The sequence below is a fragment of the Veillonella sp. T34266-5 genome (assembly GCF_002959815.1).
In the GTDB taxonomy this organism is placed as follows: Bacteria; Bacillota; Negativicutes; order Veillonellales; family Veillonellaceae; genus Veillonella; species Veillonella atypica.
In genome coordinates, this window is the sequence record NZ_PPCZ01000024.1 from 11,310 (window position 1) to 25,017 (window position 13,708).

Annotated in this window: 15 protein-coding genes and 1 tRNA gene; all 16 read right to left on the bottom strand. The window is 38.1% G+C overall.

From position 1 onward, the window contains the following. Positions 1 to 145: 145 nt before the first annotated feature. Positions 146 to 715 (bottom strand): ANTAR domain-containing response regulator, encoded by a 570-nt coding sequence (locus VIHSUH07_RS08055; RefSeq protein WP_038122636.1) that lies wholly within the window; start codon positions 713 to 715, stop codon positions 146 to 148. Next, positions 716 to 2,083 (bottom strand): sensor histidine kinase, encoded by a 1,368-nt coding sequence (locus tag VIHSUH07_RS08060; RefSeq protein ID WP_105084560.1) that lies wholly within the window; start codon positions 2,081 to 2,083, stop codon positions 716 to 718. Position 2,084: 1 nt separating this feature from the next. Continuing rightward, on the bottom strand, positions 2,085 to 3,119 hold the full coding sequence (tsaD, locus tag VIHSUH07_RS08065; protein WP_105084561.1) for a tRNA (adenosine(37)-N6)-threonylcarbamoyltransferase complex transferase subunit TsaD: 1,035 nt from the start codon (positions 3,117 to 3,119) through the stop codon (positions 2,085 to 2,087). Then, the gene (gene rimI, locus VIHSUH07_RS08070) at positions 3,116 to 3,565 is read right to left on the bottom strand and encodes a ribosomal protein S18-alanine N-acetyltransferase (protein ID WP_005378736.1); all 450 of its coding nucleotides are present in this window, start codon (positions 3,563 to 3,565) and stop codon (positions 3,116 to 3,118) included. Before rimI ends, tsaD begins: the two co-directional genes overlap by 4 nt. Positions 3,566 to 3,567: 2 nt before the next feature. Further along, positions 3,568 to 4,323 (bottom strand): tRNA (adenosine(37)-N6)-threonylcarbamoyltransferase complex dimerization subunit type 1 TsaB, encoded by a 756-nt coding sequence (tsaB, locus tag VIHSUH07_RS08075; protein WP_105084562.1) that lies wholly within the window; start codon positions 4,321 to 4,323, stop codon positions 3,568 to 3,570. Beyond that, positions 4,307 to 4,798: a tRNA (adenosine(37)-N6)-threonylcarbamoyltransferase complex ATPase subunit type 1 TsaE gene (gene tsaE / locus VIHSUH07_RS08080; RefSeq protein WP_105084563.1), complete on the bottom strand. Its 492-nt coding sequence runs from the start codon at positions 4,796 to 4,798 to the stop codon at positions 4,307 to 4,309. The genes tsaB and tsaE overlap by 17 nt, the downstream gene beginning before the upstream one ends. Further along, positions 4,791 to 5,768 (bottom strand): thiamine-phosphate kinase, encoded by a 978-nt coding sequence (gene thiL, locus VIHSUH07_RS08085; RefSeq protein ID WP_105084564.1) that lies wholly within the window; start codon positions 5,766 to 5,768, stop codon positions 4,791 to 4,793. The genes tsaE and thiL overlap by 8 nt, the downstream gene beginning before the upstream one ends. Positions 5,769 to 5,866: 98 nt before the next feature. Beyond that, positions 5,867 to 6,427: a GerMN domain-containing protein gene (locus tag VIHSUH07_RS08090; RefSeq protein WP_105084565.1), complete on the bottom strand. Its 561-nt coding sequence runs from the start codon at positions 6,425 to 6,427 to the stop codon at positions 5,867 to 5,869. A gap of 2 nt (positions 6,428 to 6,429) precedes the next feature. Next, the gene (locus VIHSUH07_RS08095) at positions 6,430 to 7,521 is read right to left on the bottom strand and encodes an N-acetylmuramoyl-L-alanine amidase family protein (protein ID WP_105084566.1); all 1,092 of its coding nucleotides are present in this window, start codon (positions 7,519 to 7,521) and stop codon (positions 6,430 to 6,432) included. A 168-nt stretch (positions 7,522 to 7,689) separates the two neighbouring features. Continuing rightward, complete coding sequence (locus VIHSUH07_RS08100; protein WP_105084567.1) at positions 7,690 to 8,628, bottom strand: ComEC/Rec2 family competence protein; 939 nt, start codon at positions 8,626 to 8,628, stop codon at positions 7,690 to 7,692. A 4-nt stretch (positions 8,629 to 8,632) separates the two neighbouring features. Then, positions 8,633 to 10,201, bottom strand: coding sequence for an NAD(P)H-hydrate dehydratase (locus VIHSUH07_RS08105; protein WP_105084568.1), 1,569 nt, complete (start codon positions 10,199 to 10,201; stop codon positions 8,633 to 8,635). Positions 10,202 to 10,203: 2 nt separating this feature from the next. Beyond that, the gene (acpS, locus tag VIHSUH07_RS08110; protein WP_105084569.1) at positions 10,204 to 10,572 is read right to left on the bottom strand and encodes a holo-ACP synthase; all 369 of its coding nucleotides are present in this window, start codon (positions 10,570 to 10,572) and stop codon (positions 10,204 to 10,206) included. Positions 10,573 to 10,654: 82 nt separating this feature from the next. Beyond that, positions 10,655 to 11,419 (bottom strand): hypothetical protein, encoded by a 765-nt coding sequence (locus VIHSUH07_RS08115; RefSeq protein ID WP_105084570.1) that lies wholly within the window; start codon positions 11,417 to 11,419, stop codon positions 10,655 to 10,657. Between the two features lie 91 nt (positions 11,420 to 11,510). Beyond that, positions 11,511 to 11,594, bottom strand: a tRNA-Leu gene (locus tag VIHSUH07_RS08120). A gap of 54 nt (positions 11,595 to 11,648) precedes the next feature. Beyond that, complete coding sequence (gene surE, locus VIHSUH07_RS08125; protein ID WP_105084571.1) at positions 11,649 to 12,410, bottom strand: 5'/3'-nucleotidase SurE; 762 nt, start codon at positions 12,408 to 12,410, stop codon at positions 11,649 to 11,651. A 17-nt stretch (positions 12,411 to 12,427) separates the two neighbouring features. Further along, a complete protein-coding gene (locus VIHSUH07_RS08130; RefSeq protein ID WP_016475656.1) occupies positions 12,428 to 13,690 on the bottom strand; it encodes a glycosyltransferase family 2 protein in 1,263 nt (420 codons plus the stop codon). Between the last annotated feature and the right edge of the window lie 18 nt (positions 13,691 to 13,708).

Consider the following 13,708-nt stretch of genomic DNA (forward strand, 5'->3'; position numbering starts at 1 on the left):
ATAACCTATGTCAAAATAATTGCAAGTATTAATTTTGATTTTTTGACTTTTTAGTTTTTACAAGTACTAATTCATATAAAATAACCTTCTATATAAGCTTTTATATCTTATATAGAAGGTTATATGTATCGCCCTATAGTTTTTATTAATTAGACGATGCTTGTTGAATGATTAGCTTGCATATGTTGACAATAGACTCTCGTTTCTTCATACTTAATTGCCGAATTCGATTATATGATTCGTCCTCCGTAATTTTATATAAATCCATAAGAATTCCTGTCGCTTTTTGTATTATTTTTCGTTCTTCTAGAGTTTTCTCTAAATCAGCCATTTGTTGACGTGATTCTAAATCATCTAAAAATCGACCACATGCCATTTCTAATGTTGGAATCAGCTGCTCTTCTCTGACAGGTTTTATTAAATACCCATATACACCAGATTCACGAGCTTTTGTCACTAAATCCTGTTGACTATAACTAGTTAGAAGTACAACAGGTGCCAAGTGGTTAAATCCAATTTGACGAGCTGCTTCTATGCCATCTAGCTCAGGCATTTTCACATCCATTAACACCGCATCAGGTTTTAGTTCTTTACACATCGTAATAGCTTCAACACCATTCGATGCTTCCCCAACCACTTCATGTTGTTCAGATTCTAGAATATCTCGCAAATCCATGCGGATTAAAGATTCATCATCAACGATTAAAATACGCATTTATTGCTCCTTATGAATATGAATTGTAACAATAACCCCAACATCACCATTTTCAATCGTCATATAACCTTGTAGCTCATGAGTCACCAAATTATTAATAATTTGCATGCCTAATCGCTTACTTTTAGCCATATCAAAATCATGAGGCAAACCTTTACCTGAATCTGTAAATACTAGAGCAATAGTATCATTCATACTGGATACAGATAATGAAATTACACCATCAGTCCCATCCAACCCATGCACAATACTATTAGAAATCAGTTCATTGAATACAAGAGAAATATAACTGGCTTGATGAGATGAAATAATACAATCGTCTCCATGATAGCGAAATTCTACATGTTGATTACGCTCTACCATGCTCTGACGTAATAATCGGCACAATTCATCATATATAGACCGTATAGAAATATAGTCTTCGTCATAATGGGATACTAAATCATGGACAAGAGCCATGCTTTCAATACGAGAAATACCTTCTTGTAAGGCCGATTTTACCTCTGGTAAATCTGAACGGCGTGCTTCCATTCGTAGTAAACCAGCTACCGTTTGTAAGTTATTTTTTACACGGTGATGTATCTCTTTAATAATGGAGTTTTTAACAAGCAGTTCTTGTTGCTGTTTACTTTCACGGGTACAATCGTGAAGAATCAAAAAGCAACGACATTCATTGCGCCCCATCGGAATGGGTATCATATGCTGTCTTAATACCATATTGTGATAGATTTCTTCAGACACATAATCATTTCTTTCATCTATGACACGATGAATAGCAGATATTTTTAAAGAACTACCAAAAATAGATGTGCCCACCAACCGCCGATCAACACCGACAATATCCGCCAAGTGTAACGCCGTATCATTGCCGTACAGGATAGTCCCATTTTGGTCAAAAATGATGAGCCCATCCAAATACGATATAGGCTCATATTCTTTAATTTGTTCATCTGTGGCCGTCAACATTAATCGTTGCATCGTATCGGCTACGATAAATCCTCGTTTACCTTCCTCACCATTGGCAGGTGCTATATAAGAGAAGGAAATGCCTCCTATAGTCTTACCGCCATTATCGACAATAGGAAATAGATATTCAAATCCATTTTGTGTGGATTGTTGAAAGCTTTCACCGGTGGTGATTAGTTTTTTCCACATATCAGAACTAGGTATGCGTGATGTAACTAATGAGTCATTAGACTCATATATACACATCATGTCATCATTCGCAATCTCTGTAAACAAAACAATCTTATGTTTACTCACCGATTGGCCAAAGCGAATCATATGACTAATATGAACTAGTAGGGCTGCTTGCAAACTAGATAGATTTGTTTCCTTAACAAGTTCATCATATATATGTACAGTCATACTAGTTACCTTCTACCCATGCAACGGTACCAATTGGCACACTAGGCTTAGCATTTAAATGTAAATCGCAGAACTTTCCGGCTTGTGCCATATAGTAAGCACGGCATCCAATCATAGCCGCATTATCAGTAGCTAAAATTTTACCTGGTTTATAGTACGTAAACCCTTCTTCATTACACATATTCTCTAATGCTACTTGTAAGCCTTGGTTAGCAGATACACCACCAGCAATGGTTATTTTAGTTTCCCCTAGTGTATGAGCTGCATCCTTAGTTTTTTCTACGAGGACATCTACGATGGCCTTTTGAAAGGACGCTGCCACATCAGCCTTATTTATGTCTTCACCCTTTTGAGATTTACTATTTAAGTAGTTCAAAACAGCTGATTTTAAGCCACTAAAGCTAAATTCAAAATTTCCCGACTCACTAAGTGCCTTCGGAAACTCAATAGCATCTGGATTTCCCTCTGTTGCTAATGCATCAATATGAGGTCCTCCAGGATATGGAAACCCCATAACACGGGCAATTTTATCAAAGGCTTCACCGGCCGCATCATCCCGTGTTTGTCCTAAAATCTCGAATTCTTCATAGCCTTTCACATGAACTAACATAGTATGACCACCGGATACAACAAGGCTTAAAAATGGTGGTTCTAATGTAGGATTAGCTAAAAAATTAGCAAAAATATGACCTTCCATATGATGAACAGGTACTAAAGGAATCCCCGTAGCAAAGGATAATCCTTTTGCAGCTGCTACACCAACTAATAGGGCCCCTACTAATCCAGGGCCATAGGTAACCCCTATATGATCAATGTCATCCAATGTGACATGAGCATCCGCTAATGCTTGGTCAATAACAGGGATAACTTGTTCTATATGATGGCGGGATGCAATTTCTGGCACTACACCACCAAATTTTCGGTGAATTGGCACCTGACTCGATATGACATTAGAAAGTACTGTACGGCCATCCTTAAGTACAGCTGCCGATGTTTCATCACAGCTACTTTCTAATGCTAATGTATATACACTCATTTTCCTTCCTCTTTAATAAGAGACATGATATACGCATCTTCTTTAGGCTCCGAGTAATAATTTTTTCGCATACCTTTTACAGTAAACCCCAATTGTCGATATAAAGATAAAGCAGACAAATTAGATATACGAACCTCTAAAAAGATTTCATGCATGCCTCGTTTAAAACATTCCTCTATCAATGCACTTGTAAGTTTAGCACCAAAGCCTTGACGTCTTGCAGATGGACGTATCGCAATATTCGTAATTTGCCCTTCATCATATACGAGCCACGCTCCTGCATAACCTACAACACCATTGGCATCTTCTACAACATAATAGAGTTTTTTATCTTCATTCAGTAATTCTGTTTCTATGGAATCTAAACTCCAAGGAACAGAAAAGCATTCCATTTCAATAGCAAAAATTTCCTTTGCATCCTCAATCGTTGCTCTACGGACTGTCATGTCTATTTTTCACCTGCCGCTTCGATTACAGTGACTGTAGGATTCTCCTTTAACATAGCAGGATTATCTTTATGCTTTTCTTCCCACAATACTTCTGCTTCAGACCGTCTAATATAGTACGGTACCATATCCATAGGATCAGCACTTTCACCTCGTTCAATCATAGAGTGGGCGCTTAATAATAAAGAGCTAGCCTTAGGTATGCGATAGATAGGATCACCAATGATTAATAACTCATCATCTTCTACTAGTGGAGCAATCCGCTTAATACCATCGCCCACAAATATGACGCGTTTATGTTGGTTTCGTAATCGTTCTACTAATGAAGCAGCTTCCACTACGAATGGCTCTTCTTTAATCCGTAAATACTCTCCATCATATGTATACAGAGCAGCATAGACATGTTTCTTTTGCGCATCAATAACCGTGCAAATCGTATCAGTATTGTATGGAATATTACGCGCTAATCCATCCATAGTCATAACCCCATATAAAGGTATATGTAATGCATAAGCCATCGCCTTTGCCGTCCCCATTCCTATGCGTAAACCCGTAAAGGAACCGGGACCACTAGCAACAACGATTCCTTTTAAATCAGATTTTTCAACCCTCGTCATCTCTAGCAATGATTGAATATGTGGTACCAACTGCTCAGAATGAGTCAATCCTGCTTGTATAGTAATTTCACCAAGTAACTGACTTTCATTCATCACAGCAACACTAGAAACGACAGAACTCGTTTCAATTCCCAACCACATACATACCTCCTAAAGTATTCAATGTTTCAACGTCAAGTACATCGCTCTCTAATGTAATCCGTCTAGAGTGAGTATCAATCGAATCAATATATATCCATAACGTTTCATCGGGCAATTCATCTTCAAACTTATCCGCCCACTCTACAATGGCAACTTGATCCTCTGTAAATTCATAAAATCCAATATTTTCTAATTCACTTACATCATCCATGCGATATAAATCAAAATGGTATATTTCACCAGCCAATGTCATATAGGTATTCATAAGAGAAAATGTAGGACTTGTAATATCCTCCGACACGCCAAGACCCTTTGCTATGCCCTGAGACATATGAGTCTTACCAGTCCCTAAATCGCCGATTAATGCCATGCATAGTGGACTAGCAGACTCTTTGACCCACTGCCCTAGGCGTTCACCAAAGCATTGGGTATCCTCTACAGAATATGTTTCTAATGTAACTTTATTTTTACTCATGAAAATGATTATATCCTTTCGCTTCTAATAAGCGTATCTCTTTATCCTTAGTCACCGATTGTACCATCGGTTTCCCCTCTATAACCTCACCAATAAGCGTGATAGAACCTAACTGTTCTAATGTATGTGAAAGTTCCTTAGGCGCCGTAAATACGAGCTGAAAATCTTCACCACCCAATAAGGCATAATCAACAGGATTAGTATGTAATACAGCAGCTAGTTTATATGTTTCTTCATGCAATGGGATAAGTGCTTCATCAATGACGATTGAAACATGTGATGCCTTTGCAATTTCATTCAACTCACTACTAAGGCCATCGCTAATATCATTCATACTGTGAATACCAAGTTCGCGTAACGATTGGCCTAATTCAATTTGAGGTTCTGGTCGTTGATGACCGATACGCGTCATAGGATAGCCATCAAGGTTATATGATAAGGATCCTAACCCTGTGGCAGCATAACCAATATAATTAGTAACGCCCACCACATCCCCAGGTCGAGCACCACTTCGTAGTATCGCTTTACCTTTAGGCACTTCGCCTATGATAGTAATGGTCCACACCATGGGGCCATCTATACTGACCGTGTCACCGCCAATAAGATTTACATGATATCGTTGGCACTGATCCTTAATCCCTCTATAAATTTCATCTAAAATTCGCGTGTCAATATGACCTGGTGCAGATACAGATAATACAACCTGACGTGGTATACCTCCCATAGCAGCAATATCACTCAAATTAGCCGTCATCAAACGATATCCTACATCATAGGGCACCATATAATGAAAGCTAAAATGAACACCTTCCACCATGGTATCCGTACTTATGAGCTGATCATACCCTTCACTAGCTTTATAAATGGCACAATCATCACCAATGCCTTGCACCACCGTCTTATTGTCATATATTGTATCCGATTCAATACTATGTATGAAATTAAATTCACCAAGAGTTTTAAGTTCCACAATATCACCTTTTTTATCTTATACACTATATGTATTGTAACATATATAGGAATGCAAAAAAAATCGACCTCATCATACCGATGAGGTCGATTCGTACATTATTTTTTTATGAGTTGTTCCATCCGTTTAACAGGGCTCTTCGTATCAAATGCACCTACGATAGGAACCTTTTTGCCATCACATACAAAGAGCACTCCATTGATATTATCAAAAGAGGTCAATGTATTAACAATAGCAGCCATTTGCAACTTAACAGTTAAGTCGCCACCTTTACCATCAACAAAAGCTTTATTTACCTCTACAGAAGCAACTCCATCTTTAACTGTTACAGAGTTGATTTCTATCGCTTTATCAAAGATAGGATACTTTTGTTGGCGATCAGCTTTTAACATGGCAAGCAATGCCGCCTTTGGTGTTACCTTATCAGCTGCAATATCCACGGATTGTTGTTTCACACCTGAACCATCTTCAGTAGGAACAAAGAATACCATTTTAACAGTTTCACTAGAAGCCTTAGCTGTTTCAGCATCTTTATTGACCTTCACCTCTTGACTTACTGTAGGAGAACCATTATTAGGTATTTGATTGGAATTACAGCCTGCTGAAAAAGCTAGGATACCAATACAAGCAATCACTGCCATTTGATTTCGAATATTCATCCTTAGCCTCCAAAGTAATTAGCAATACCAGCAGCAATACGATTAGCAAAGTCTTGTTCTGTTTGTTCACTCTTCAAAGCGCGCTCTTCGTTAGGATTAGAAATAAAGCCCAATTCTACGAGAATAGCCGGCATATTTGTATGTCTTAATACATACAAATTACCTTCTTGGATACCTCTGTCACCATTGAAACCTGGTACATTAGCAATTTGATCTTGTACTTTTTGTGCTAAGCGAGCGTCATTACCAGTTTTAGAATAGTAGTATGTAGCAATGCCACCTACACTTGGGTTGTTGAAGGAGTTAATATGAACACTTACGAAAGCATCCGAATTATGAGAATTTGCCACATTAACGCGAGCACCCAACTCATCAACACCACTCGCATTAGGACCATATACATCGACATCTGTAGTACGCGTCATGAATACCTTTGCACCGCGAGCTTCTAGAGCTGATTTCAAATATTTAGCAATCGGTAATGTTGCACTTTTTTCTTGGAACCCTGTAGGGCCAATAGCACCTGGGTCGCTACCACCATGACCTGGATCAATAGTAATCACCTTACCGGATAAGCCTCCTGATACAGAGTATTTACCGGACCCTTTACTACTTGCTGGCGCTGTAGCTGGAGATGGTTTCTTACCATAATTGATAGGTTTTGGAGCCACGCCTTTTTTCTGTACATCTACAACAATTCGATACGGCTTTTGATTGACTGTATCCTTCTTCAAAGAGAAAACCTTCACATCATTAGTATCCAATGCGGATGGAGTTTTAATCGTAACTGCCACATCTTTGCCTACTTGTGAAAGTTGAGCTACGCTAGCAATGGAAGAATCCATATAAATAGTATTCTTCGTCGTTTTTAGCTTCGTATTCTTCAAAGTAACCGTTGTCGTTTTTCCATCTTTACTGATGGATGCTGCCGCTTTTACAGGAGTAGATAAATCCATAACCATACGTACATATGGAACAGGTGCATCAGTTCTCGTTACCCAACGAGCATCCTGTAAATTAGCAGCCTTTGCTTGACTTAACATCAGTGGTACAGCCATGAGAAAAGCAAAGCAAATTAAAAATAGTTTACGCAATACATTCACTCCAATCTAACTGACATACTTTTTGTCCAAACCATAGAGATGAGCCGATGATACTAATGTTTCGTCTCATCGTTCCAATCTATCCATAAACTAATGTTAGATTATAGATAGATTATTTCATACAAACATGAAGATAGGTATACGGATTATACATATCTATCATCGTTCTGTAGAAATTTGCCATTCATTCCCATCCGTACTAATATGAATACGTCCCATCGTATCTGTACGATAAATGGCGATATTGTGTTCATTCAAATGACGTAATGTCACATCATGAGGATGACCATATTTATTATATAACCCACAAGAGATTAATGCACTCTCTGGTTTGACGGATTTTAGGAAATCTTCAGAACTACTTGTCCGTGATCCGTGATGCCCCACCTTCAAAATACGAGCAAAGAGCTTACTATTTTGCTCTTTTATAAGCCGTTGTTCTTCTTGTAATTCTGCATCACCTGTAAAGAGCATAGAAAATTTACCAAATATAAATTTACCAACAATAGAATTATTATTTAAATCCGGTTGCCCTTTTTTATCTACTAATATATCATCCCAAGGCGCATATACTACAAATACTGCTCCATGACCAAAATCAACAGTACTACCCTTCTTTAACGTAGTGCGTTGAATATTCTTTTTCTCAATCCATTTTTCATATGTTTTATACATATTATTGTCAACAGAAATACCATCATCATATACATGTTCTATAGGCATCGTTTTTGCAATAGCTAAAAAACCACCCATATGATCTGCATGAGGATGTGTGATGATGACATTTTTAAGCTTTGTAACACCGAGGTTATGTAGTTGGGCTACAATATTTTCACGATGTTCTATATCTCCCGTATCAATCATGCTATACTCATCACCAACTTTAAGAAGTATTGCATCCCCTTGGCCGATATCTAGCATATAGATATCAACATGCCCTTCTGCATTAGTCTGCTTTGTATCAATAGAATAATTGGATGATGCCGACACGGCTTGTGTAGCCGCTTTGGATACATCTGAATTCGAACAACCTGCTAGCACAAACAGTGGCACTAATAAAGCTATTAAATAGAGTAGTATTCGTTGTAATCGCGTCATATACCTATCCTTTCAATAACTCTTGTAGTACCAAACCAACGGATTGGCTTACATCACTTGGTGTATAGCCCCAAGGTTTTTCTTTAGCCAATATATCAGCGCTTCGACTATGTACATAGACACCTAATAAGGCCGCAGACTGTAAAGAATAACCTTGTGCTACAAAGGCAGCTATAATCCCCGTTAAACTATCACCCATTCCTCCTGTTCCCATACCAGGATTGCCTATCATATTGATATATACTTCACCGGTAGGAAAGGCAACTAAACTAGGAATTCCTTTTAAAACGAGCACTACATTATGAGCTACAGCAAATTGAATCGCTAACTCTACATAATGCTTCTCTATAAAATTAATGGATGTATCAATAAGACGGCTAAACTCGCCTAAATGAGGTGTCATAATACAATTTTTAAACTGCATATTGCCTTCATAAGTAATAGTCTTATCCCCATGTGCATAAACATGTCCTATGGTGCCAAGAGCATATAATCCATCAGCATCGATAATCATATGTCCCGATTGTCGTTCTAACAAAGAATTTACCAATACTTTGGCGTCATCTGTGCGTCCTAATCCAGGGCCAACGGCAACGACATCATAAGATTGTAAATTGGTGGAACCTATATTTTCTAATGGCAATACCATGATTTCTGGTATGCATTTAGACTGTACGATAAATCGCACACTATTAAGAACGGCTAATGAAACCTTACCGGCCCCACCGTGTACGGCCGCCTCTGCGCTTATGATAGGTGCTCCTACCATTGATTCAGAACCGCCCACAATTAAAGCATTACCATTAACACCCTTATGGGCCTGTGGCATTCGATCACTAAGTTCCAATGAAGCTAAACGATCATATAAAACATAATGAGATGTGTTAAACGGCGCCTCTGATTCTAATGCTAATTCCCAAGGCACCCCTAGCGGTGCGATGATTACTGTACCTGCCAAGGATTTGCCTGGATATAACAATAGCCCCTCTTTAATAGATCCAAAGGTCACTGTCGCATCATAGGATAATGTATAATCCGAAGCCTGCCCCGTAGTAGCATCAACACCAGCGGGCACATCGATAGCCCATAGGGAAAATCCATATTGGTTGCGTTCCACATCGATGTCATGTAGCACAGAGGTTATAGATTCACGTAATTCACCTTGAAAACCAGTTCCCATCAAACCTTCTACGACAACATGAACACGGGACCAATCACTAAAACTTTCAAAAGAAACAATATCAATTCCCATGGCACGAACCATGGTTAGTTGTTTATTAAATAGCTCACTACCATGTGACACATTGCCTACTAATGCAATGGTAACGGGAATTCTTTGTTCCATTAAATGACGAGCCGCTACCAGTCCATCGGCTCCATTGTTACCAACACCGCACACAAATAGAACCATACCTGTAAAAGGATCCTCGTGAAAACGGTCTCCTTCTACATCTACCAACGCATCGGCTATACCTCGACCTGCATTTTCCATGAGCACTTCCAATGGCACATGTAGATGACGCGGTACATAGGCATCAATATGTTGTGATGCTTCTCTCGTTAAACTGTACATAATTACCCCTTTATGATGACCGTACTCATAGCGTACGACCGACAGTGACTAATAGAAACTATACATTCCGTATACATTCGTTCTTGCATGATTTTTTTGAAAGCCCCTGTTATGCTCAGAAATGGTGCCCCGAATTCATCATGGCACACCTCAATATCTTGCCATGATCCATATCGCAGTCCAGTTCCCAATGCTTTCAAAAAAGCCTCTTTGGCTGCATAAATACCAGCATAAGATTGGCATACCCCTGTACGTTTACTTTCACAATAAGCGATTTCACGTTCCGTGTATACGCGCAGTCGAAAGCGATCTGACCTGTCTATGGCCCGTTTAATTCGATCAATTTCTATAATATCTGTACCTAATCTCATATCATAACCTCTTATGTGTTGATTATCTATCATTTTATTATACACAATTTTGTTAGATTAATCATTGATGAAGTGCAGACCATTAATAGTTAAGCATACTATAAATAAAAACCTTATGATTCATATTAACAGCTGCATACATTATGTTATGACACATATCCATATCTTCAATTTCAAGATCTTTTGGAAACGAAGAAATCTTTGTAACATTACCAGTTTTATCTACTGTAACAACTGTAGATAATGTTGCGAATATAGTCTTACCATCATTAGCAAATGCGCCATTATTATTATAATCATCATGATGGGCATCTATATCTTTAGACCGAATTAGTTGAAACTGAGAGTTATAATAATTGATACGTCTCATTGTGGCATCTATGGGGACAATCGATATAAACTGATTCGTCTTTTTATCATAGGCTAAATTAAATACCCGTTCAGGAATCGTAATAGTATTGCCAATACTCATTGTATCTGCATCTATTGTAGTAATACGATGACCATTAACCATGGCATTCGTGGTGTATAACAAATTAGTATCCGGATTATAGGTAAGCGTATTCATATGTGCTAATACACTAGCATCACGAAACTTATAGGTGCCAACAATATCAAATGTTCTTGGATCTAGCTCATATATAATTTGTCGCGTATTTTCAGAATTAATACAGGCCAACACAAATACATCTTTTTTTGAGTTATAACAGAATCCTTGACATTGATTGACAGAACTATCAATGGGTATCTCTTTTAATAGTTTTAGATCAACTATCGCCTTACTAACATCTTGTTGCTGCAGTGCATATGTTGTTGGTAGATAATCCATGATGTGTTGTATATCCATATAGACCTCTATCATTCTACTTGAATCATATAAACAAAAAACAGGTGATAAGATTACTCTTATCACCTGTTCAAGCGTTTCCGCTTGTAGTTGGTGCCGGAGGTGGGACTTGAACCCACACGGTGTTACCCGCTTGATTTTGAGTCAAGTGCGTCTGCCATTCCGCCACTCCGGCGTCTCGGAACATTTGTAATTATATAGGAATAACAAAGGTCTGTCAACAAATTTTTTATATTTTTTCTAAAATATTTGTGAGTGTATGCATCGCCGCATTATCTTGCTGTTTCCAGGTCAAAGTAACACCTGTAATATAACCTTTTCGAGCGTATTCAACATCTGTTGGTACGTCTTCCTTTCCACAATCCAAGTCACCCGCTAACCAATAATAATCTTGTCCTCGTGAATTAATTCTAGCATCAATGATATTACTATAAGTTTGAAGTCCTTGGCTCACTAATTTAAAATGGTCCCAATCACATATACCGCGCAATGGAAAATTAACATTTAATAGGCCTTCAAAATTACCATTTACATAAACCTTCTCAATCAATTCATGAATAAACGGATGCATTTCATGGCCACGCTCAACAGAATACCGCTCTACAGATAAAGCAAGACCAGGAATTCCATAAAAAGCACTTTCCATAGCTGCCGATACAGTTCCTGAATACAATACATCAGAACCTAAATTAAAACCATGATTAATACCTGAAATAACAAGATCAGGCATATCATCGGCTAATAAATAACTGAGGCCAAATTTCATACAATCTGATGGAGTTCCTGTAAGTGCATAAAGGCGAGGATTTTCATCCTCGCCATTGTACGCATCTAATTTTAAAGGAATCTCAGTCGTCAATGCATGGGATTTAGCACTTTGTTCAGTAGCTGGTGCTACAACGGTAACACGATAATATTGACTTAAATACGTCGCTAATTGGCGTAAGCCATCAGCTAAAATGCCATCATCGTTACACATTAAGATATGCATAGTCACTCCTATAGATTCTATTTTTTATTCTTATTCATATCGCCCATACGAGTTAATTTCACATCACCCAAGCCAACTGCTCTTGTATGCACCGTATGAGACCATTCCTTATTATGCCGACGGAACCATCCTAAAATATTTACTGGAACCCATGAATATACAAAGATTGGATATAACAAATAGTAGAACCAAATTTTAGGTGGCACCTTAATTTTCAATAATACAATTAATGGGAATAGATATTGCCCAATACCTATAATTTGCCATACGGACATAGGCATAATTTGGTACAAAATATTAGTATAAATTGGTACATATGCATTGATATAAGAAAATACCAAATATACGGTCGTCAACAACAAGAAATATGGCTGACTAACTTGCAAAATACCATCTAAAATAACAATATTACCTTGCTTAATGCCCGCTGCAAATAATTTAGGAATATAACGATCTGCACAATCAAATTGACCTTGTGCCCAACGCAAACGTTGTTTACAAGAGGCCATCATAGTCGTTACTTTTTCATCATACACGATGGCATCATGAGCCCATGTCGTCTTAATGCCATGTGTTAATAGCTTCATAGAGAACTCCATGTCCTCTGTTAAGCTTGTACAATCCCATCCGTATTCTTTAATAATAGATGTACGAATACACATGCCTGTACCACCCAATGCTGTGGATAAACCAATGCGATATTTAGCTAAATGCCACATGTGGTTAACCATCCAGAACATGATGGAAAAAGTACCAGCCACCCATGAATCAGTTGGATTTTTTGAGTTAAGATAGCCTTGAATAACAGATTCACCTTTTTCGAGATGATCGTTCATTTCTAACATAAATTGAGGATGTACCAAGTTGTCAGCATCAAAAATGAGGAATGCATCATATTTCCTATCCATTTTATCCACGCGGTCAAACATCCACCCCATGGCATACCCTTTACCAACCTCTTCTTTGTTGAAACGTTCATGTACATTAGCTCCTGCAGCACTGGCCACTTCAGCCGTTTTATCAGTACAGTTATCAGCTACAACAAAAATATCATACAACTCGTCTGGGTAATCTAAACCTTTTAAGTTTTTTACGAGTTCTCCTACTACAGCCTCTTCATTATGAGCACACACAACAATGGCGAATGAATTCTTTGGCGTATAGTTTTTATGAACTCGAGACCGCCACATACCTATAACGGCAAGTACGAAATAATAAACCGTATAAATTACGATTATTACCTGCATAGGAATCAGTATCAGATCCAGTAGGTAATCCATAAGACAAACCTCCACAGT

Coding starts and splice junctions, on each gene's coding strand:
- VIHSUH07_RS08055 (WP_038122636.1), bottom strand. CDS start 715: ATGCGTATTTTAATCGTTGATGATGAATCTTTAATCCGCATGGATTTG.
- VIHSUH07_RS08060 (WP_105084560.1), bottom strand. CDS start 2,083: ATGACTGTACATATATATGATGAACTTGTTAAGGAAACAAATCTATCT.
- tsaD (WP_105084561.1), bottom strand. CDS start 3,119: ATGAGTGTATATACATTAGCATTAGAAAGTAGCTGTGATGAAACATCG.
- rimI (WP_005378736.1), bottom strand. CDS start 3,565: ATGACAGTCCGTAGAGCAACGATTGAGGATGCAAAGGAAATTTTTGCT.
- tsaB (WP_105084562.1), bottom strand. CDS start 4,323: ATGTGGTTGGGAATTGAAACGAGTTCTGTCGTTTCTAGTGTTGCTGTG.
- tsaE (WP_105084563.1), bottom strand. CDS start 4,798: ATGAGTAAAAATAAAGTTACATTAGAAACATATTCTGTAGAGGATACC.
- VIHSUH07_RS08090 (WP_105084565.1), bottom strand. CDS start 6,427: ATGAATATTCGAAATCAAATGGCAGTGATTGCTTGTATTGGTATCCTA.
- VIHSUH07_RS08100 (WP_105084567.1), bottom strand. CDS start 8,628: ATGACGCGATTACAACGAATACTACTCTATTTAATAGCTTTATTAGTG.
- VIHSUH07_RS08105 (WP_105084568.1), bottom strand. CDS start 10,201: ATGTACAGTTTAACGAGAGAAGCATCACAACATATTGATGCCTATGTA.
- acpS (WP_105084569.1), bottom strand. CDS start 10,572: ATGAGATTAGGTACAGATATTATAGAAATTGATCGAATTAAACGGGCC.
- VIHSUH07_RS08115 (WP_105084570.1), bottom strand. CDS start 11,419: ATGGATATACAACACATCATGGATTATCTACCAACAACATATGCACTG.
- surE (WP_105084571.1), bottom strand. CDS start 12,410: ATGCATATCTTAATGTGTAACGATGATGGCATTTTAGCTGATGGCTTA.
- VIHSUH07_RS08130 (WP_016475656.1), bottom strand. CDS start 13,690: ATGGATTACCTACTGGATCTGATACTGATTCCTATGCAGGTAATAATC.